At 39.9% G+C, this 19,192-nt stretch carries 20 protein-coding genes; 1 reads left to right on the forward strand and 19 read right to left on the reverse strand.

The genetic code is table 11. The features are described 5' to 3' along the window. Window positions 1-233 precede the first annotated feature (233 nt). Window positions 234-1,304, forward strand: coding sequence for a tyrosine recombinase XerS (xerS, locus tag H7T99_RS04180; protein ID WP_037603285.1), 1,071 nt, complete (start codon window positions 234-236; stop codon window positions 1,302-1,304). A gap of 163 nt (window positions 1,305-1,467) precedes the next feature. On the opposite strand, the gene H7T99_RS04185 is transcribed toward xerS, so the two are convergent. The 19 genes from H7T99_RS04185 to H7T99_RS04275 all read right to left on the reverse strand — a co-directional run bounded on the left by H7T99_RS04185 (window position 1,468) and on the right by H7T99_RS04275 (window position 19,088). After that, window positions 1,468-4,008, reverse strand: coding sequence for a M1 family metallopeptidase (locus tag H7T99_RS04185; protein ID WP_037603283.1), 2,541 nt, complete (start codon window positions 4,006-4,008; stop codon window positions 1,468-1,470). Window positions 4,009-4,141: 133 nt separating this feature from the next. Continuing rightward, window positions 4,142-4,795, reverse strand: a complete 654-nt coding sequence (gene phoU, locus H7T99_RS04190) for a phosphate signaling complex protein PhoU (protein ID WP_037603281.1) — start codon at window positions 4,793-4,795, stop codon at window positions 4,142-4,144. 28 nt (window positions 4,796-4,823) lie between these two features. Further along, entirely contained in the window at window positions 4,824-5,582 is a 759-nt protein-coding gene (gene pstB, locus H7T99_RS04195) for a phosphate ABC transporter ATP-binding protein PstB (RefSeq protein ID WP_002890956.1), read from the reverse strand. 12 nt (window positions 5,583-5,594) lie between these two features. Beyond that, window positions 5,595-6,398 carry a phosphate ABC transporter ATP-binding protein PstB gene (gene pstB, locus H7T99_RS04200; RefSeq protein WP_002890957.1) on the reverse strand — a complete coding sequence of 268 codons (804 nt, stop codon included), beginning with the start codon at window positions 6,396-6,398 and terminating at the stop codon, window positions 5,595-5,597. 10 nt (window positions 6,399-6,408) lie between these two features. Further along, window positions 6,409-7,293 carry a phosphate ABC transporter permease PstA gene (pstA, locus tag H7T99_RS04205; RefSeq protein WP_013990602.1) on the reverse strand — a complete coding sequence of 295 codons (885 nt, stop codon included), beginning with the start codon at window positions 7,291-7,293 and terminating at the stop codon, window positions 6,409-6,411. Beyond that, entirely contained in the window at window positions 7,283-8,197 is a 915-nt protein-coding gene (gene pstC, locus H7T99_RS04210) for a phosphate ABC transporter permease subunit PstC (protein ID WP_002890959.1), read from the reverse strand. The genes pstA and pstC overlap by 11 nt, the downstream gene beginning before the upstream one ends. Window positions 8,198-8,199: 2 nt before the next feature. Further along, complete coding sequence (locus H7T99_RS04215; protein ID WP_037603278.1) at window positions 8,200-9,075, reverse strand: phosphate ABC transporter substrate-binding protein PstS family protein; 876 nt, start codon at window positions 9,073-9,075, stop codon at window positions 8,200-8,202. 125 nt (window positions 9,076-9,200) lie between these two features. Then, window positions 9,201-10,511 (reverse strand): RsmF rRNA methyltransferase first C-terminal domain-containing protein, encoded by a 1,311-nt coding sequence (locus H7T99_RS04220; RefSeq protein WP_037603277.1) that lies wholly within the window; start codon window positions 10,509-10,511, stop codon window positions 9,201-9,203. An 80-nt stretch (window positions 10,512-10,591) separates the two neighbouring features. Continuing rightward, on the reverse strand, window positions 10,592-11,359 hold the full coding sequence (locus tag H7T99_RS04225; RefSeq protein ID WP_037603275.1) for an inositol monophosphatase family protein: 768 nt from the start codon (window positions 11,357-11,359) through the stop codon (window positions 10,592-10,594). Then, complete coding sequence (locus H7T99_RS04230; RefSeq protein WP_004182521.1) at window positions 11,349-11,630, reverse strand: UPF0223 family protein; 282 nt, start codon at window positions 11,628-11,630, stop codon at window positions 11,349-11,351. Before H7T99_RS04230 ends, H7T99_RS04225 begins: the two co-directional genes overlap by 11 nt. Then, window positions 11,623-12,036, reverse strand: a complete 414-nt coding sequence (locus H7T99_RS04235; protein ID WP_002890965.1) for a Spx/MgsR family RNA polymerase-binding regulatory protein — start codon at window positions 12,034-12,036, stop codon at window positions 11,623-11,625. Before H7T99_RS04235 ends, H7T99_RS04230 begins: the two co-directional genes overlap by 8 nt. Before the next feature lie 69 nt (window positions 12,037-12,105). Beyond that, complete coding sequence (locus H7T99_RS04240; RefSeq protein ID WP_014634494.1) at window positions 12,106-13,017, reverse strand: bifunctional riboflavin kinase/FAD synthetase; 912 nt, start codon at window positions 13,015-13,017, stop codon at window positions 12,106-12,108. Then, entirely contained in the window at window positions 13,014-13,895 is an 882-nt protein-coding gene (gene truB, locus H7T99_RS04245; RefSeq protein WP_037603273.1) for a tRNA pseudouridine(55) synthase TruB, read from the reverse strand. The genes H7T99_RS04240 and truB overlap by 4 nt, the downstream gene beginning before the upstream one ends. A gap of 120 nt (window positions 13,896-14,015) precedes the next feature. Beyond that, a complete protein-coding gene (locus H7T99_RS04250; protein WP_037603271.1) occupies window positions 14,016-15,362 on the reverse strand; it encodes a DUF438 domain-containing protein in 1,347 nt (448 codons plus the stop codon). Window position 15,363: 1 nt separating this feature from the next. Further along, complete coding sequence (locus H7T99_RS04255; RefSeq protein WP_002890969.1) at window positions 15,364-15,597, reverse strand: DUF1858 domain-containing protein; 234 nt, start codon at window positions 15,595-15,597, stop codon at window positions 15,364-15,366. 88 nt (window positions 15,598-15,685) lie between these two features. Then, on the reverse strand, window positions 15,686-16,306 hold the full coding sequence (locus tag H7T99_RS04260) for a restriction endonuclease subunit S (protein ID WP_037599843.1): 621 nt from the start codon (window positions 16,304-16,306) through the stop codon (window positions 15,686-15,688). Between the two features lie 126 nt (window positions 16,307-16,432). Then, on the reverse strand, window positions 16,433-16,927 hold the full coding sequence (gene tpx, locus H7T99_RS04265; protein ID WP_037603269.1) for a thiol peroxidase: 495 nt from the start codon (window positions 16,925-16,927) through the stop codon (window positions 16,433-16,435). 64 nt (window positions 16,928-16,991) lie between these two features. Then, window positions 16,992-17,747 carry an HAD hydrolase family protein gene (locus H7T99_RS04270; RefSeq protein WP_037603267.1) on the reverse strand — a complete coding sequence of 252 codons (756 nt, stop codon included), beginning with the start codon at window positions 17,745-17,747 and terminating at the stop codon, window positions 16,992-16,994. 60 nt (window positions 17,748-17,807) lie between these two features. Further along, on the reverse strand, window positions 17,808-19,088 hold the full coding sequence (locus H7T99_RS04275; RefSeq protein ID WP_230578926.1) for an O-acetylhomoserine aminocarboxypropyltransferase/cysteine synthase family protein: 1,281 nt from the start codon (window positions 19,086-19,088) through the stop codon (window positions 17,808-17,810). Between the last annotated feature and the right edge of the window lie 104 nt (window positions 19,089-19,192).

The following is a 19,192-nucleotide window of genomic DNA, read 5'->3' on the forward strand; positions in this document are numbered from 1 at the left end:
CACTTAAATAAAGTACATTTTCACCTGAATTGAGAGTAGTAAAAAATTCCAGTGTTCACTTAAATAAAGTACATAATCGAGTATAATTGGCTTAAAAAATTTTTTTGGTTATTAAACCATAAAGCCTCTAAGAGAAAACATCCTATAACATCTTTCCGAAAAACTGTAATTTTCTTGAAAGAAAGATAAGGGTGTGATATACTTCTATTAAGTAATTTTGGAGAAAAAAACAAATGAAACGTGAACTCTTACTCGAAAAAATTGAAGAATACAAATCTCTTATGCCTTGGTTTGTCTTGGAGTATTATCAGTCTAAACTATCGGTTCCATATTCTTTTACGACCTTATACGAATACCTAAAGGAATATAAACGCTTTTTTGACTGGTTGATTGACTCAGGTATTTCAGATGCTCATGATATTGCCTCAATTGACATCAAAACCCTGGAAAATCTAACTAAAAAAGACATGGAGTCATTTGTGCTCTATCTACGTGAACGTCCGTCCTTAAATACCTATTCCAAGAAACAGGGAGTTTCTCAAACAACCATTAACCGTACGCTTTCCGCTCTATCTAGTCTCTATAAGTATTTAACTGAGGAGGTCGAGGGTCCTGACGGTGAGCCATATTTCTATCGTAACGTCATGAAAAAAGTTTCTACTAAGAAAAAGAAAGAAACTCTAGCTGCACGTGCTGAGAATATCAAGCAGAAACTCTTTCTAGGCGATGAAACCATGGAATTTCTTGATTATGTTGAAAATGAATACGAAGTTAAGCTCTCAAATCGCGCAAAATCTTCGTTTTACAAGAATAAAGAACGTGATTTAGCGATAATAGCCTTGCTACTGGCTTCAGGGGTTCGACTTTCTGAGGCTGTTAACCTGGACCCTAAAGATATCAATTTGAAAATGATGGTCATTGATGTTACTCGAAAAGGTGGCAAACGAGACTCAGTTAATGTAGCAAGTTTTGCAAAACCTTATCTTGAGAATTATCTTAGTATACGTGATAAACGCTATAAGGCTGAAAAGCAAGACCTTGCCCTATTTTTAACGGAATATCGAGGGGTTCCAAACCGTATTGATGCTTCAAGTATCGAAAAAATGGTTGCCAAATATTCTCAGGATTTCAAGATACGTGTGACTCCCCATAAACTACGACACACTCTGGCAACACGTCTTTATGATGCTACCAAGTCTCAAGTTTTAGTTAGCCACCAACTTGGCCATGCTTCCACTCAGGTCACTGATCTTTATACTCATATCGTCAATGATGAGCAAAAAAATGCTCTAGATAATTTATAATTACCCTAGTCTAACCATTCCTATTTGGAGTGGTTATTTCTTAGTTTACATAAATTTAATTATGCTAAAAGTGTTTTATGATCATACATAAACATAACTAAATTTATGTAAAATATTACACACAAAAAACAAACTCTCCTCCATGGAAAGCTTGTTTTACTTATTAATAATCTTTAAGGGCAGATTCAACGGCTGCTTTTTCTTTTTCAATCAAGTTTACTCGTGCGGCAATTGTCTTAATTCCCATCAAGATATTACGTTCTAAGGCTTTATCACTTGTTTGTGGCTCGAAGAAAGCAATATATTGATCAAGACGTTCTTGCGTTTTAAAGATTCCTGCTGGGATATTAACAAAGCTATCAAAGCTCATATCGCCACCTAGGGCTGCCTTAATCCAATCCCAGTTATCTTTCGCCCAGTTCCAAACGGTTTCTTGTGCAAATGATTTGCTGAGGAAATTCATATACCATAGGTACAAATCTTGAGGTTTAACGACATGTTTGTCTTTAAGCTGACCTAGCACGTAGTCGAGACCTTCTTGGTTTTTAAGGTATGAAACTGCTTGAGTCAATTGACGACGGAAATTACTATCATTTGTTGTTACATATGCATTGACATAGTCTTCAACAAGAGTTAGACTGTTTTCTTGTTTCATTTGGTTAATGAGAACGAGACCACGGACACTTGCAGGGATGCTTTCAATGTTCTCTTTATGAGCTTGGAAAACACTTGCGGCCGCAAGGACTGCTGGTTGATAGTCTGCTTGAATCAAGTAGCTAAGAGCTGTTTGACGAACCATTTCGTCTTCATCTGATTCTCCATCTTTGGCATCGAAACCAAGACGCTCAAAGTCGTTTTGGAATTGACGACGTACTAAAGCCTTGTAATGCACTTCTGCTTCTGTATCCTCATCGATAAAGCGTTTCAAACCAGCGAGGATTTGAGACTTAGCTTGAGCAATCAAGAAGCTTTCTTCTTTTTCGACAAGATCAAGAAGAGCGACTAGGCTTGCATACGAGATACGGCCGCTTTCAGCAAGAAGACGGCGTTCTTGCAAAATCTGAAGTTTACTTACAGTATCAAGGTTAGCAAATTCCTCTAAGAGTTGGTCCAAGAGTTCACCTTGATAATCTGTGATGTAATGTGCTGTATTTGCTGTATTAAGGCGAAGAGCTCCTTTATTTTCAGTAGCAAGCTGGTTATAATTTGGAATCTCAATACGTTCTTCTGAGAGTGTGTCTGGGAGCCCCTTCCAGTTTGTGTTCAATGGAATCTCCCAAAGACGACCTTTATCTTCATGTTCACCAATGAAGAATTGTTTTTGACTAAGAATAAGAGTGTCGTCAACTACTTCTGCACTAACAACAGGGTAACCTGGTTGCTCCAACCAAGTATCCATGAAACTAGAGACATCTTTACCAGAAGCATCAGAGAGGGCATTCCAGAGATCTCGTCCAATAGTGTTGTTGTACTGATGTTTTTCGAAGTAAGCTTTAAGTCCTTTAGCAAAGGCTTCGTCACCTAACCAACGGCGAAGCATATGCATGAGACGGCTACCTTTAGCATAAACGATAGCACTATCAAAGAGGGTATTAATCTCATCTGGGTGATTGACTTCCATGTGGACAGACTGAACACCGTCTGTAGCATCACGTTGGAGGGCATGAGGCACACCAGTTGTTTGGAAATCTTCGAAGATATTCCAGCTAGGCTCAATGGCATCTACTGAAACATACTCCATCATATTGGCAAAGCTTTCGTTAAGCCAGAGATCATCCCACCATTTCATTGTAACAAGGTTACCGAACCATTGGTGAGCCAATTCGTGGGCAACTACAAGGGCTACTTGTTGACGGCTTGCAGCTGAGCTATTTTCATCTACAAGAAGGTAAACTTCACGATAGGTAACAAGTCCCCAGTTTTCCATGGCACCTGCTGAGAAGTCAGGAAGTGCGAGATGGTATGACAATGGGATAGGATACTTGACTTGGAAGTAGTCTTCGTAGAAATCAATGACACGAACGGCAATATCAAGGGCAAAGTCAACGCTGTTTTCAGCTTGTGCAACTGTAGCGAAGACACCAACTTCAGTACCGTTTTGTGTTTTCGCTGTCTTACCTTGAAGAGCTCCAAAACCAAAGGCAAGGAGGTATGTAGACATACGAGGGGTTGTCTCAAAAGTCCAAACTCCAGTCTCTTCACGCAAATGGCTATTGATCTCAGGCATATTTGACAAAGCGATATCGCCTTCTTCAGCATCAAATTTCAATGAGAAATCAAAAGTAGCTTTAGCTTCTGGTTCATCAACAGATGGGAAGGCTTCACGCGCAAAATGAGATTCAAACTGCGTTGAAATAATTTCTTTTTTCTCACCATTGTAGCTGTAATATGATGGGTAAATCCCTGTCATATTATCTGTAATGCGACCAGAGAATTCAATGACAAGCGTCAAAACACCGGTCTCTGGAAGTTCAATATGGAAGGCTTCGTTAGCATCATCCATTTGGAAGTTTAACGATTCATTATCCAAGAGAACGGAACTAATGGTAAGGTCTTTTTGGTGAAGGGAGATATGGTTATCAAGGGCTTCACCTGTAATGGCAACATTCCCTGTAAAGGTCTTTTCAGAACGATTAATGTCCATGAAAAGATTGTAATTTTCAGGGATGAAACTTTCGATAAAACGAGCAACAGATGCTGTCATACGTATATACTCCTAATCTAACTTTTCGTATCGAAACAGACTGACAAATGTTTCGATATTAGACTCTTTTACAAAAGAAAAGGGTCTGAATTATTCAATACAAACCCATTATAACATAGATTGGAAGCTTTGCCTACAGTTCAATGATTTTACCAGATTTGAGGTAGACAACCCACTCGCAGAGATTGCGGGCATAGTCACCGATACGTTCCAAATACATAAGTACTTGGAAATATTCTTTGGCAGCGAAGGCAGCATCTGGATTCTTACGAACACCTTCTACTGTCATAGCTTGAATATCACGGAAATAGTTATCAATGATTTCATCTGAAGCTGCGATTTCATAAGCGCGTCGTTCGTCACTGTTCAAGTAAACATCTAGAGCATCTTCGACCATGTGGCGGACTGCTTTCCCCATTTTCTTGATTTCAGCTTCAATATCAGTTAAACGCTCTTCACCTTTAATGCGGATGGTTGCTTTAGCGATAGCAACGGCATGGTCACCCATACGCTCAACGTCGCTAGATGCTTTAAGTGCGGTGATAACTGTACGCAAATCACTTGATACAGGTTGCTGTAGAGCAATAATTTCAAGTGATTTTTTCTCAAGTTTGGTTTCGTAGTTATTGACGATTTCGTCATTTTCAATGACTTCCTTAGCCAAATCACGGTCATGGCTGATAAAGGCACGTACAGCTTTCTTAAGCTGAGCTGCAACCTCTGTACCCATAGCGTAAAATTGGTTGTGGAGTTTTTCTAATTCTTCTTCGAAGGGAGTTCGTAACATCATAATTTTTTTAGTAATCTGTCCTTTCTTAACCGAATTTACCGGTAATATAATCTTCAGTTTCTTTATGTTGTGGATTTAGGAACATGTCTTTCGTTGATGAATACTCGATGAGCTCTCCATCAAGGAAAAAGGCTGTTCGTTGTGAGATACGACTTGCCTGCTGCATAGAACGAGTGACTAGCAACAAGGTGTATTGTTCTTTAAGGTTATAGAGGGTTTCCTCAATCTTACCAGCGGATATAGGGTCGAGGGCCGACGTTGGTTCGTCAAGAAGGATGACCTTTGGAGATGTGGCTAGCACTCGTGCAATACAGACACGTTGTTGTTGCCCTCCTGAAAGTCCAAGTGCTGAGTCATGGAGACGGTCTTTAACCTCTTCCCAGATTGAAGCACCCTTTAGTGATTCTTCTACTGCTTGATCAAGAACAGCCTTATCTTTGATACCATTGATACGAAGGCCATAAACCACGTTTTCATAGATTGACATTGGAAAAGGATTGGGTTGTTGGAAGACCATTCCGATTTCTTTACGGAGTTCAACGGTATCTGTTCGAGGACTGTAGACATTGTGACCGTTGTATGAAACAGCACCAGTAAGTGTCCATTCGGGATTTAAATCTCCCATTCGGTTGATAGAACGGAGCAGGGTTGATTTCCCGGATCCTGAAGGACCGATAAGGGCCGTGATTTCATTTGGATAGAAATCCATTGTCACATTATTGAGGGCTTTTTTCTTATTGAAATACACCGATAAATCATTAATTGAAATGATTGGTTCAGTCATAAGTGCTCCTTTCTATCCAAAGCGTCCTGATACATAGTCACTGGTTGACTGTAGGGCAGCATCTTGGAAGATTTTCTTGGTTTCATCATATTCGATAAGATCACCAAGGTAGAAGAATGCTGTATAATCACTAGCACGCGCTGCTTGTTGCATATTGTGCGTCACGATAATAATAGAGTAATCTTCCTTAAGTTCAAACATGGTCTCTTCGAGCTGCATAGTAGCTACAGGGTCCAATGAAGCTGCAGGTTCGTCCATGAGGAGAATCTGCGGTTTCACGGCAATAGCTCTTGCAATACAAAGACGTTGCTGCTGACCACCTGAGAGGGTAAAGGCAGATTTATGAAGGTCATCTTTAACTTGATCCCAAAGTCCAGCTTGCTTAAGTGATGTTTCAACAATCTCGTCCAAGGTTTGCTTATCTCTTACACCTTTACGTTCGTGAGCAAAGGTGATATTTCTGTAAATAGACTTTGCGAATGGGTTTGGACGTTGGAAAACCATTCCAATATGTTTACGCATTTCATAAACATTGATATTACTTGCGTTAACATCGACTCCTTGATAAAGGATTTGTCCAGTAACCTTGGCAATATCAATCGTATCATTCATACGGTTTAGACTACGAAGAAAAGTTGATTTACCGCATCCTGAAGGCCCAATAAGAGCTGTGATTTTATTTTTCTCGAATTGCATGTCAATGCCTTTGATGGCTTCTTTTTGACCATAGTAGACATGCAAGTCCTTTGTTTCAAGAGCGAGCTCCTTCTCTGGGAAGGTAATAATATGACGCTCGTCCCAATTATATTTTGTCATGATAACTCCTTTAAGCGGATGTTAATTTCTTATGGAGGTAAGCTCCCAAACGACGTGCACCAAAGTTGAAAATCAGAATGAAAATCAAGAGCACTGCTGCTGAACCAGCAGATACTGCAGTGGCGTCAGGTGTCGTACCTTCTGAGTTGACCTTCCAGATGTGAACAGCAAGTGTCTCTGCTTGGCGGAAAATTGAAATTGGACTAGAGATGCTAAGCGGATTCCAGTCGCTCCAGTTAAGTGCTGGTGCAGATTGACCTGCTGTATAGATAAGCGCTGCCGCTTCTCCGAAAATACGACCAGAAGCAAGAACGATACCAGTAACAATACCAGGTAAGGCTTCTGGAACAACAACGTGACAGATAGTTTCCCATCGAGACAAACCTAGAGCTAGGCCAGCTTCACGTTGGGTATGGTGAACGGTTCTTAAGCTATCTTCAACCGTACGAGTCATTTGTGGCAAGTTAAAGACAGTTAAGGCCAAGGCACCTGATAGGATTGAAAATCCATACTGAAATTGGACAACGAAAATCAAATAACCAAAGAGTCCGACCACCACTGAAGGTAGTGAAGATAGGATTTCAATACAGGTACGGACAAAGTTGGTAAGTCGTCCTTTTTTAGCATATTCTGATAAGAAGATGCCAGCTCCCATTGAAAGAGGCACAGAAATAATCAAAGTAATAACTAATAGGAAGAATGAGTTGTAGAGTTGAACCCCAATTCCTCCACCAGCTTTGTAGGAAGATGATCGACTAGTCAAGAAAGACCAGCTGATGTGTGGTATCCCGCGAACCAAGATATAGAGAATCAAGGCTGCCAGGATTGTTACAATAATGCCAGCAATCACATAAAGCGTGCTGATGGCAATTTTATCAATTTTTTTAGCGTTCATAATTTCTCTTTCTCTCACGGGTAATGAATTTCACCAACATATTGAAACCAAGACTCATCAATAAGAGCACCAAGGCGAGAGACCAAAGGACATTGTTTGAAACAGTACCCATGACTGTATTCCCGATTCCCATAGTCAAGACAGATGTCAATGTTGCTGCTGGTGTTGTTAAAGAAGTTGGAATCACTGCGGAATTTCCGACAACCATTTGGATGGCAAGAGCCTCACCAAAGGCACGGGCCATACCAAAGATAACGGCCGTGAAAATACCTGGTTTAGCCGCATTAAGTGTCACACGCCAAATAGTTTGCCAGCGTGTAGCCCCCATTGCTAGACTAGCTTCACGATAGTGACGAGGCACTGCACGAAGCGTATCTGTTGTCATAAAGGTTACGGTTGGTAGAATCATGACGAACAAGACAAAGGTACCTGAAAGAATACCAAAACCTGTTCCACCAAAAATTAAGCGAACAAATGGAACCACGACTTGGAGACCAATAAATCCATAAACAACGGATGGAATCCCGACCAAAAGTTCAATAGCGGGTTGTAGGAATTTAGCCCCTTTAGGAGAAATCTCAGTCATAAAGATGGCTGCTCCAATGGCAAATGGGGTTGCAACCAAGGCTGAAAGCAAAGTCACTACGAATGATCCCAAAATCATTGGTAGTGCCCCGAATTTGCCTTCAGATGGTGACCAATCACCACTAAAGAGAAACTCGACCAAGCTAACTTTATTGACAAAGAAAGTCGCCAGCCCTTTTTGAGCAACGAAAAGTAAAATCATCGCCACGATGAAAACAATCAAGGCCAGGCAAAGGAAAGTGATTGTTTTACCAAACTTTTCGAGGCGTGAATTTTTAGAGGGTGATGTTAATTGTTTCACCAATTCTTCATTTTTCATGCTTACTCCTCACTCTTCTTTGTAACCTTGCCGTCAGCATCCTTGGTAACTTTCATGCTATGGATGGAAATGTAACCCATTTTTGCGACTACGTTTTCTTGGACTTCGTCACTCATCATATAATCTAAGAATTGTTTGGTATAGCTATCCGGTTTTCCCTTGGTATACATATGTTCGTAGGACCAAATCGGCCAATCGTTAGTTGCAACATTTTCAGCTTTTGGTTCAAATCCATTTAACTTCAATGTTTTAACAGAATCATCAAGGTAGGCAAATGATAGGTAGGAAATAGCACCTGGTGTCTGAGCAACGATTGACTTAACCATACCATTAGAATCTTGCTCTTGGGTACGGATTGGCGATTTGCCGTCCATAATCACTGCATCGAAAGTCGCGCGTGATCCTGAGCTAGCTGCACGGTTAATAATAGTAATCTCTAGGTCTTTACCACCAAGCTGTTTCCAGTTTGTGATTTCCCCAGTGAAAATCTTGCGAAGTTGTTCGCTTGTCAGGTTATCGACAGAGACTTCTTTATTTGTAATTACTGCAATTCCAGCAACAGCAACTTGATAGTCAACAAGCTTACTGGCATCGATTCCAGATTTTTCCTCGGCAAAAAGGTCACTGTTACCAATTTGGACGGCACCGGATTGTACTTGAGAAAGTCCAGTACCAGAACCGCCCCCCTGAACGTTAACGATATTGTCAGGGTTCTTTTCAGCGAACCCATCTGCTGCCGCCTCCACTAAGGGTTGAAGGGCCGTAGAACCAACTGCTGTAATGGACTGGCCACGGTCAATCCAAGAGGCACAGCCAGTTAAAACCAGCATGGCCATTGCCAGTGACAGAATCACTGCAAGGACTTTTGTTTTTTTCATTTTTGTCCTCCGACATTTTGTAACATAAGTAAAAAAGTGTCTCATAGATATGCTGTTAAAAGACACCTATCTAATTATAACAAGTATAGGATAATTAAGTCATATTAAAGTTTGGTTACAGGTTTTTAAATGTGAAATCTTAATCCTTTAGGATAGTAGTTTTTAACCGTATTTCCAACAACTTTAGCAAACCCAAAACCATTGCCGTCCACTAAAAGCTGATACCAACCGTTAGGATGTATTTGATCTAGAGTAACCACATTACCAGAAACGTATTGGGCAAACTGGTCTTGACTTAGCTCTATACTTGAAACAACTTCATCAGATGTTAAAGCAATTCCAAGAGCAAAACTTGGTTCGAAACGTTTTTTCTTGAAGACACCAAGATGCAAACCGTTACGAGCGATTTTAACTTTAGAAAGGTCTGGGAGCCCTTTTGGAAGCAGGTAGAGATTGTCCCCAAAAACTTGCAGCAAACCATCCAGTCTAGTTTTAAGGTGTTTTTTTGCAAAATCTTCCCAAAGCTGCTTCTGCTCCTTGTTTAGGTTAGATTTTCCCTCTTTGATACGTGTTTGCTCAGGCACGCGCTTATCCTGGAATTTTGCCACAAACTGGCCTTCACCTTTGAAATGGTGTGGATACATTCGAGCTGTTTCTGGAAAATCAATTCCATCACTCATGCCATTCAATTTAGGGATTGCCACCAATTCAAGATCAGGATTATTTTCTAAAATCCAAGCAACAACACCTTCATTTTCCTCAGGAGACCATGTGCAGGTTGAGTAGATCAATTGTCCACCAGGAGCGAGCATTTTCAAACCGTCTGATAAGATGTCCTTCTGTAATTGTGCCAGTTCACTAGGATACTCCTTATGCCAATATTGGATTGCATCAGGATCTTTACGAAACATTCCTTCTCCAGAACATGGTCCATCAAAGACAATCGTATCAAAATAATTTTTGAAAACTTTGGCTAGTTTATCAGCTGACGTGTTTGTCACAATAACATTTCTCGCTCCAAAACGCTCAATGTTTTCAACCAGAATTTTGCTACGCTTTGGATTGATTTCATTGCTGACCAGCAGTCCTGTATTATCTAAGTAACTAAGAAGATGAGTAGACTTTCCGCCTGGAGCAGCTGCCAAGTCTAAGACACGACTTCCCTTGGATGGGGCTGCCACTTGAGCAACCATTTGAGCAGCTGGTTCCTGAGAATAAACCAAACCAGTTGCATGATCGGCAGATTTTCCAGAAATTTTACCGTAATGGCCCCAAGGTGTTTCAGGGATAGCATCAGGAAAGTCCTTCTGTTGCTTTTTCAAAGGATTGGTACGGTAGGCGGATACGGCTTCTTGATCAAAAGATGCAAAGAAGTCCTCAGCTTCATCTCTAAGGAGGTTATTATATTTTTCTATAAAGTCTGATGGAAATTGCATAGTTTCCTTTCTATCAAAAAACTGGACTAACCAAGAGAACTTGCTGTTCTGATTTGTCCAGTATGGTTTTATGTTTCAAATTAATTTTCTGAGCCCATAATATGCTTGATTTCTTCAAGTCTGTCTTTAGGGACCAGCATCACAGCTTGACGACTAGAATAATCCAGTGGTTCTCCAGTAATGGTCTCAAGGTGATAACCTAATTTTTCTCCCATAATACTTGCTGCGGCATAGTCCCATGGGTAAATAACTGAAAAGTAAGCTAAAATTTGACCAGATAGGACTTTTGACATGCTTAAACCAGCACCACCGTAGACACGAACGCCTAAGGTCTTATCAATAAGGTCTTTTAAGCCGTGAAAATTTTTAGCATACATAGCTCCATTGCTAGCGACTAGGCAACGGTCTAAAGGTCGGTTTTTATATGCTGGAAGCAACTTGTCATTACAATACACATCAAACTGGCCACCACCATAGAAAAGTTGATCAGCCATGACGTTATAAATGAGGCCAAATTTTCCTTGCCCCTCTTCATAGTAGGCAATCATAACACAAAAATTATCTTGTTGGACAATAAAATTGACCGTTCCATCAATAGGATCCAAGACCCAGACATTTCCATCTTTGATATTATGAACCAAGCCATTTTCTTCAGCGAAAATATTGTCTGAAGGGAAGGCAGATTTAATGCGTGCCACGAGTAAATCTTGTGTTTGTTTGTCAATATTAGTGACTAAATCATCAAAAGCCGTCTTTTCCTCGACCGTGATAGTTTTACTTAAACTTTCTTTGATAAAAGTACCGGCTTCTTTGATGATTTCTTTGGCGAAAATCAGTTTATTTTCCAAGTGATACAAATCCTTTATCTTTTGCTTTAGCAGCTTTGACAGCTTGATAGGTTGAAAAACCGCTAGCTTCTTCAAAGGCCTTGTCTAGTTGTTTTTCAGGCGCTTTGCCTGGAACAACGGTTTTGAATGCCTTATAGGCTTGCAAGAGTTGGTCACGGTCAACCTTGCTCTCGTATGCTTTTTCTACCTGACTCAAAAAATGAAGCACTGTGGTAATTTCCTCAGTGCTCCATGATGGATCGAGTGGGTAGGAATAATTTCCTTTAGTCATTGTTACCCTCAATTTCAGCTCGAATGGTCGCTTGGCGCAATTCTTGCTTTCTATAATCACGAGGCAAAAAGGCACGAATTTCATCTTCGTTGAAACCAATTTGCATGCGTTTGGTGTCCATAATGATAGGTCGACGAAGAAGATTTGGGTATTCAGAAATCAATTGAATGAGTTCCTTGATGGTCAAATCATCCACATCGATATTCAGCTTCTGAAAGACTTTTGAACGAGTTGAAATGATATCTTCAGTACCATTTTCCGTGTAAGACAAAATCTTCATTAACTCATCGTGAGTTAATGGGCTCGTGATAATATTGTGTTCGTCAAAAGCAACTTCATGATTGGTCAACCAGGCTCGTGCTTTCCTACAGCTGGTGCAGCTAGGTGATAAAAATAAAGTTACCACGCAAACACCCCTTTCACTTTAACATTCCTAATCATTATACATTATTTGATTAGTTTTGGCTACGCTTTCTTAAAATTTTTCCGCGATTTTTTTATCAGCCTCCAGTTGAGCACATAGTTCATCGATATTATTGAACTTAATCATATCACGGATATAATCCAGCCAAAAAACTTCAATTGTCTTTCCATAAATATCGCCTTCAAAATCAAAGATATTGGCTTCAAGACGGAGTTCTGTTCCCCCAAAGGTAACGTTTTTTCCTAGGCTAGTCATGGAACGATAACGTTTGCCATCAATTACAACATCGGCGACATAGACACCATCAGCTGGTAGAAAAGTCCTATCAATAGGTGCTAAATTTGCTGTTGGAAAACCAATGGTACGTCCACGGGCATCACCATGCACCACGATGCCACGTGTAGAGAATTCATGGCCAAGGAGTTTATTGGCTTCTTTAACCTTGCCTTCTCGTATTAATTGACGCACACGTGTTGACGAAATCTTTTCACCATCGCTTTGTTGCTCCTCAATGACATGAACATTACCAGAAAAATTACGGGCTAGATAGTCCGCATCTGTTCGATGATGTCCAAATTTGTAATCAAAGCCCACAACAACCTCTTGGGCTTTGAGACGTTTAATATAACGAGCAATGAAATCGTCTGAACTTGTTCGAGCAAAATCACTATTGAAATCTGTTAAATAAAGCTGATCAGTGCCATAGGCTTCAAAAAGATCACAACGTCTCTGAGGTGCTGTGATATGAAGGAGGAGATCATCCGTATACCTTTGAAAAGTCAGTTGAGGACTCTCATTAAAGGTAAGGACAGCTACTTCAAGCTGTTTTTCATCAGCAATCTGGCGCGCCTTATCAAAAAGGACCTTATGACCACGGTGAAGAGCATCGAAATACCCTAAGACAAGAACCGTTTCCTTTTCCTGATGGATATCTTTATAATCATTAATAGAAGTTATTTTCATTGACTTAATACTTTTCTAGGTTTATAAACTTGATTTCGCTTTTCCATGATGGCTAGAACCTTGTCTCCTAAAAAGGCCGCAACTAAGGGTTCTTGGCTATCGATAGTAATAAAGCGACCAAATGAAATTTCTTTAGCATCATCCTCAGTGACTTGAACAGCTGGTAGGTCCTGAACACCAAATTCGATGGGAAGGAGGAAGGAAGTATCCCCCGCTTCTACCATTTCTGAAATTTGTGAGAGTGTTACTGCCTTATCTAAGGTTAGACCAGCTGAGGCTGTTCGACGAAGAGCAGACATATGACTCGCGTATCCGAGTTTAGCACCCAAATCGACAGATAAAGTACGGACATAAGTCCCCTTGCTACAAGCAACACGGAAGGTGAATTTTGCGGTGTTGTTTTCCAATTCAATAGGAGAGGTACGGACAAATTCGGTAATTGTCACTTGACGTTGTGGACGCTCTACTTCTTCTCCAGCGCGTGCATACTCATAAAGTTTCTTTCCGTTGACCTTAACCGCTGAATACATAGGAGGAATTTGTGTGATTTCTCCCTCAAAACTAGCCATTGCCATATCGACGGTTTCTTCATCTAACTCTGTAACTGGAGTTGTTAGAACGACATCTCCACTAGCATCCTCGGTAGTTGTCGAAAATCCAATGGTAATTTCTCCCTCGTAGACCTTTCCTGCTTCAGTCATGTACTCAATAACACGAGTCGCTTTTCCAACCGCTATAGGTAGAACACCAGTAACATCTGGATCAAGAGTTCCGCCGTGCCCAATTTTTTTCTCATGTAATATTTTGCGTAGTTTAAAAACAGCATCATGACTGGTCATCCCAGCCTCTTTTTTTAGATTAATAATTCCTGAAATCATACTTTTAATTATATCAAAAGCAATCCTAAAGAGCTAGGTAGAAACATAAAGAGGCAGAGAGCAAAGTCTCAAACCTCTTAAGTATTATAGTCATAAGCAATCGCAGGTCTGCTAGCTTTTTTAATCGATATCTCTATTAAGGTCGCTTTCCAATTCAAAGAAAGGCTGAATATCCTGCACATATTCTAGGATACCCTGAAAGTCTCCCTTGTCATCTCTAACAGCTGCATAGGTAACATAAACGAATTTCCCTAAACGTTCAGATTTAAACCACATTGGAACTTGGTCACGCTTCCCACTCTTCAGTAATTCAAAGATTTTCTTGACCTTATCAAGCACTTTTGGCGGATGACAAAGTTCAACGTTTCGTCCAATTTGGCTAGGTGTTCGTTTAAAAACCATTTCATTGGCGGGAACATTATCATTATAGTACTGGAAAATATCGTCTTTATTGACGAAAGTGATTTCCAAAGGAAGATGGTTGAGAATGAGATTGGCCTGCTCCACAGAAAGATAACCATTGCCAAAAGGCTGAGTCGTTTCTCTATCTATGACAGTTTCAGTTTTTGGTTTTGGAGTGAAGCTAATGGTGAACTGCCCTTCGGGAGTGTCAATAATTCGGGTATTGTCCAGTTGTTCGTCACTACTTAGTTCAGATTGTTTTTGCGATGTATCAGCATTTACCTCCTCAAAACGTTCACGCTTAGGTTTCCAGACAGCTGTAGGTTTTATTATTGCATAGCCATAGGCATCGCTTTCTTCGGCAATCGAAAGCCAATCGTCTTGCGTGAAGGTTTCAAGCAGAATCATAAGTAAGATAGCCTCTTCTTTGAAAATCATGGCTTCAAACTCTTCTGAGAATGCTTCGAAAGATTTTGAAAATTCTTCTAAATCAGCATCTGGAAGTTCTTTTAGTTTAGCTTCTGCCGCTCTAAAAAGTTTTCGGATGTCATCGTCTACTCCCCACATCACTTTTGGAGGGGAGTCATGGCCGTAACGCTCCATTATTGGAAAGAAAAGCTTTTCTTTACGCGTATAATGATTATGAAATTGACCAAGTAAAGTCATCTGATGCTTAAGTCCATTGAACAGGTCAGATTTAAAATCTTCATTTTCAGGCTTACTAATATTTTCTATGATACGTCGGATACGGAGAATAGCTGAACGTAGGGCTAAATTTTCTTGTTTAAACACATAAACAGGGTGGCCCTCTTGATCAGCGTCTGCCACTTCCACATCTGCAATAGCACCTTTAAAGAGGTTTGCGTGGACATTACAGAGGCTCATTACGTCTTCAAAGGTAACCCCATCTTCTGATGACATCAATTCATGCTCCATCATAGAGATCTCGAGGGCAGATACTCCCTTGAAGTGTTGATTGAAGCGCTCTTGAACACTCTCAGGACTGGCTCCATGGTGCAAATCTAGTAGAATTTCTTTGAGTATTTGAATACGATTATCTTCCATATCAGTCACCAATTACGTCATAACCATTGAACAGCAAGGTTTGCTTAATTTTTTCTAAGGGAATATTTGCTAACTTAGATCCAGCCTTTAGACTTGTTACCTTACCGACAGTATTTAGCATAGCTGGGTTAGACAAGGGCTTGAAACCGAGATCAATCAGTAATTCCTTAACCTCTGGATGCTCTTTAATGATTGTTGCAACAGGTTGTGATAAATCTATAGTGTTGGTAGTCATAATGACCTCCTAATAACATATTTACTACTTCCATTATACACGAGAATAATGAAAAAAAACCAACAAATCTTAGTTTGCTGGCTTTTGATTAATTTCCAAATAGAGCTTCTGTGACATTATGCTGGATATTTTCCCACTCCTGCTCTGCCCTCACCATCTTACGGTGGTAATCAGCACGCCCACGCAAGTAGGCAGCAATTTGATAATCTTGCTTCACAATTGGTATCTCAGGAATTTTGATATCCAAGAGGTCAGCTGTCGACAAATTTAGGACAGCCTTTCCCTTATCAGCATAGTCTAAATAGGCACGACCAATCTCTGTCTCAAGGAAAAACTTGATGTAGAAACCACGGAGTTTTTCCTTAGGTCGTAATACTGTGATATTTGATGAGGCGACAACTTCTCGCTTACCCTGATCTTCGAAAACAGCAACTTTTTGTACAGTTCCCTTAGAAGCAATAAGGACATCACCATCTTCTAAGAGAAATCGTAATAATTTCCGGCGTTCTTCAGAAAACGTCTTTAGGTCATCGTAGGCAATGCCGTTGGGTGTCATATCCGATAGATTAATGACAGAAAATTCGCCAGGTTCTGCCTTAGCAGGGACAGCTTTTCCTTTAAATTGATCGACAACATCGCCTAAACGAACAAGTTTGTCTGTATTAGCTTCGTAATCGATAATCAGTTGAGGTCTTTCTTTTTCAGACATTGAATCTCCTTTTTTATATTTTACTATCCATATTGAGTATTGCTATACAATAATAGCAAGAAGCTAATCCTTTTGCAAGTAAAAACTGTAAGAAAGGCAAAATAAAAAAGAGACCTGAGCCTCATTTTATAAGCTTTTAACCGCTGCTACTGCTGCTTCATAGTTTGGATCAGTATTGATATTGTCCAAATATTCGACATAAGTAATCTTATTGTCAGCATCTGCCACTATAACTGCACGCGCTAACAAGTGCCATTCTTCAATAAGAACACCATACTCTTTACCGAAACTATTATCATAGTAGTCAGAAAGCATGATGGCATTTTCAAGTCCTTCAGCACCACACCAGCGAGCTTGTGCAAATGGTAGGTCCACTGAAATAGTAATAACTACAGTGTCATCTAGTTCTGACAACTCCTTGTTAAAGGTACGTGTTTGAGTTGAACAGATACCAGTATCGATTGATGGAACAATAGAGATAACTTTTTTCTTTCCATCGAATTCTGAAAGTGATTTTTTCGTTAAATCTGTTGCTGTCAAGTTAAAGTCACGCAAGGTATCTCCAACTTGAAGTTGTTTGTCTTCTGCTACTGTAACTGGTTTTCCAATAAATGTTGGCATGTTAGTCCTCCAATACTTTTTTTACTATTGTACTGTAAATATAGCAATAAGCCTAAGCATTTGTTTAGAACTTTTCAAACAGTAGTCTAATTTTTTCAGCAATTACAGTATTAATTGCTGGAATAACTTCATCCACAAAGTCCTTCAGGTAGGGATAATCACCAACTTGCACACCATATATAGCATTTTTGAAAAGAGAAATATCATTTTGGTCATTCCCAAAAGCTACAAAGTCTTTACTAAAGTGATTTAAAACAGTACTAGCCTTAGTCACACCTTTAGGATTAATGTACAGACACCTTTCGATATCATGATAACTAAGGTCTAAACATTCCAGTTTGTTTAGATTAGAGATAAGGTCTTCACGTATATCTTCATGCTCTACAAGTGGAATAACAACTTTGATAGGCTCATTAAGTTCATGAACAGGCAAAATCCTTGCTTTGTTTAATGGATCAACATTTGAAAGAAAAGGGATTTGCTCAGGATTTTGAATAGCATAATTAAAGGTATCATCAATAAAATAAGGGAGATTATAAGTATCACAGTAGCTAACAATCGTTCTGAGATCATGAGAAGGTATTGTGTATTGCGATACTAAGTGTTCATCTTGAAAGACTTCACCACCGTTTAAGCCAACTACTGTCAGCTTTCTCAATTCTCCTTCTAAAATACTAAGACAGTCTCTGTAAGAGCGTGCTGTTGCAAAAATAATTTCATGTCCGTATTTTGGTGCAGTTAAAAGAACCTTTTGTAGGTCTTTTGACATGGTCATACCATCAAAACATAGGGTTCCATCCAAATCAAAAACAAATTTCATAGGGATAGTATAACAAAAAACCAGCTAAAGAGCTGGTTAAATAAGTTAGTATCGGAATACTTAAATTTTATCAAGGGCTAGTTTTAAATCTTCAATCAAATCCTCTGCGTTTTCCAAACCAACTGAGATACGAATTTGATTTGGAGTGACACCACAAGCTAGTAAATCAGTTTCTGCCAATTGTTGGTGAGTTGTTGTTGCAGGGTGCACCACCAAAGATTTTGCATCAGCAACGTTAGCTAAATCTGAGAAGATTTCAAGATTATCAATTACGGTACGTGCTTCGTCTTGTCCACCTTTAACATGGAAAGTGAAAATAGAACCTGGACCTTTAGGGAAGTATTTTTGTGCCAAATCATAGTAAGGACTTGATGGTAATCCAGGATAGTTAACTTTTTCAACTTTTGGATGATTTTCCAAAAAGTCTACGATTTTTTTAGTATTTTCGACGTGGCGTTCGACACGAAGTGAAAGTGTTTCAAGTCCTTGCAAGAGCAAGAAAGCATTGAAAGGTGCCAAGGCAGCCCCTGTGTCACGCAAAAGTTGTGTACGAAGGGCAGTTACAAATGCTGCTGGACCAACATCACGCGTATAGCTGATATTGTGGTAAGATGGGTCCTCGTCAACCAACTGTGGGAATTTGCCTGAAGCTTCCCAGTCAAATTTACCAGAATCGACGATAAGACCTCCAATAGTTGTTCCATGTCCACCGATAAACTTAGTTGCAGAATGAACCACGATATCTACACCATGGGAGATAACATTGATGAGATATGGAGTTCCAAAAGTATTGTCAGCAACCAATGGAATCTTATGACTGTGAGCAATCTCAGCAATTTTTTCAAAATCAGGAATATTGATAAGCGGATTTCCCAAAGACTCAATCAAGACAAGCTTGGTATTATCTTTGATAGCAGCTTCAATTTCTTCAGGATTGTCAACATCTACAAAAGTTGTTGTGATACCATAGCGTGGAAGAGTTTCTTTTAAGAGATTGAATGTCCCACCATAGAGGGTTGTCGCGGCAACAACATGATCGCCAGCATGTGCCAAACCAAGGATAGCATAGGTGATTGCAGCCATACCTGATGCCGTAGCCAAGGCCCCAACACCACCTTCGAGGGCTGCAATACGTTCTTCAAGTACTGCTACTGTTGGATTGGTAATACGTGTGTAAATATTACCAGGCTTTCTAAGGGCAAAGAGATCTTCACCTTCTTGAGCGTCGTCAAAAACATATGAAGTGGTTTGGTAAATTGGAACAGCACGTGATTTTGTTTCCTTGTCAGGTGTTTGTCCAGCGTGTAATTGTAAGGTTTCAAATGAAAATTCTCGTGACATATGGGTGTCCTCCAAAACAAAAGTTCCCTTCATTCTACACCCAGAAAAGCTAGCTGTCTAATAGAAATTTTTTATCAATGTGATAGGGAGGGCTTATAAATAGG

The sequence above is a fragment of the Streptococcus sp. 17.1 genome (assembly GCF_016648655.1).
GTDB classification, from domain to species: domain Bacteria; phylum Bacillota; class Bacilli; order Lactobacillales; family Streptococcaceae; genus Streptococcus; species Streptococcus salivarius_E.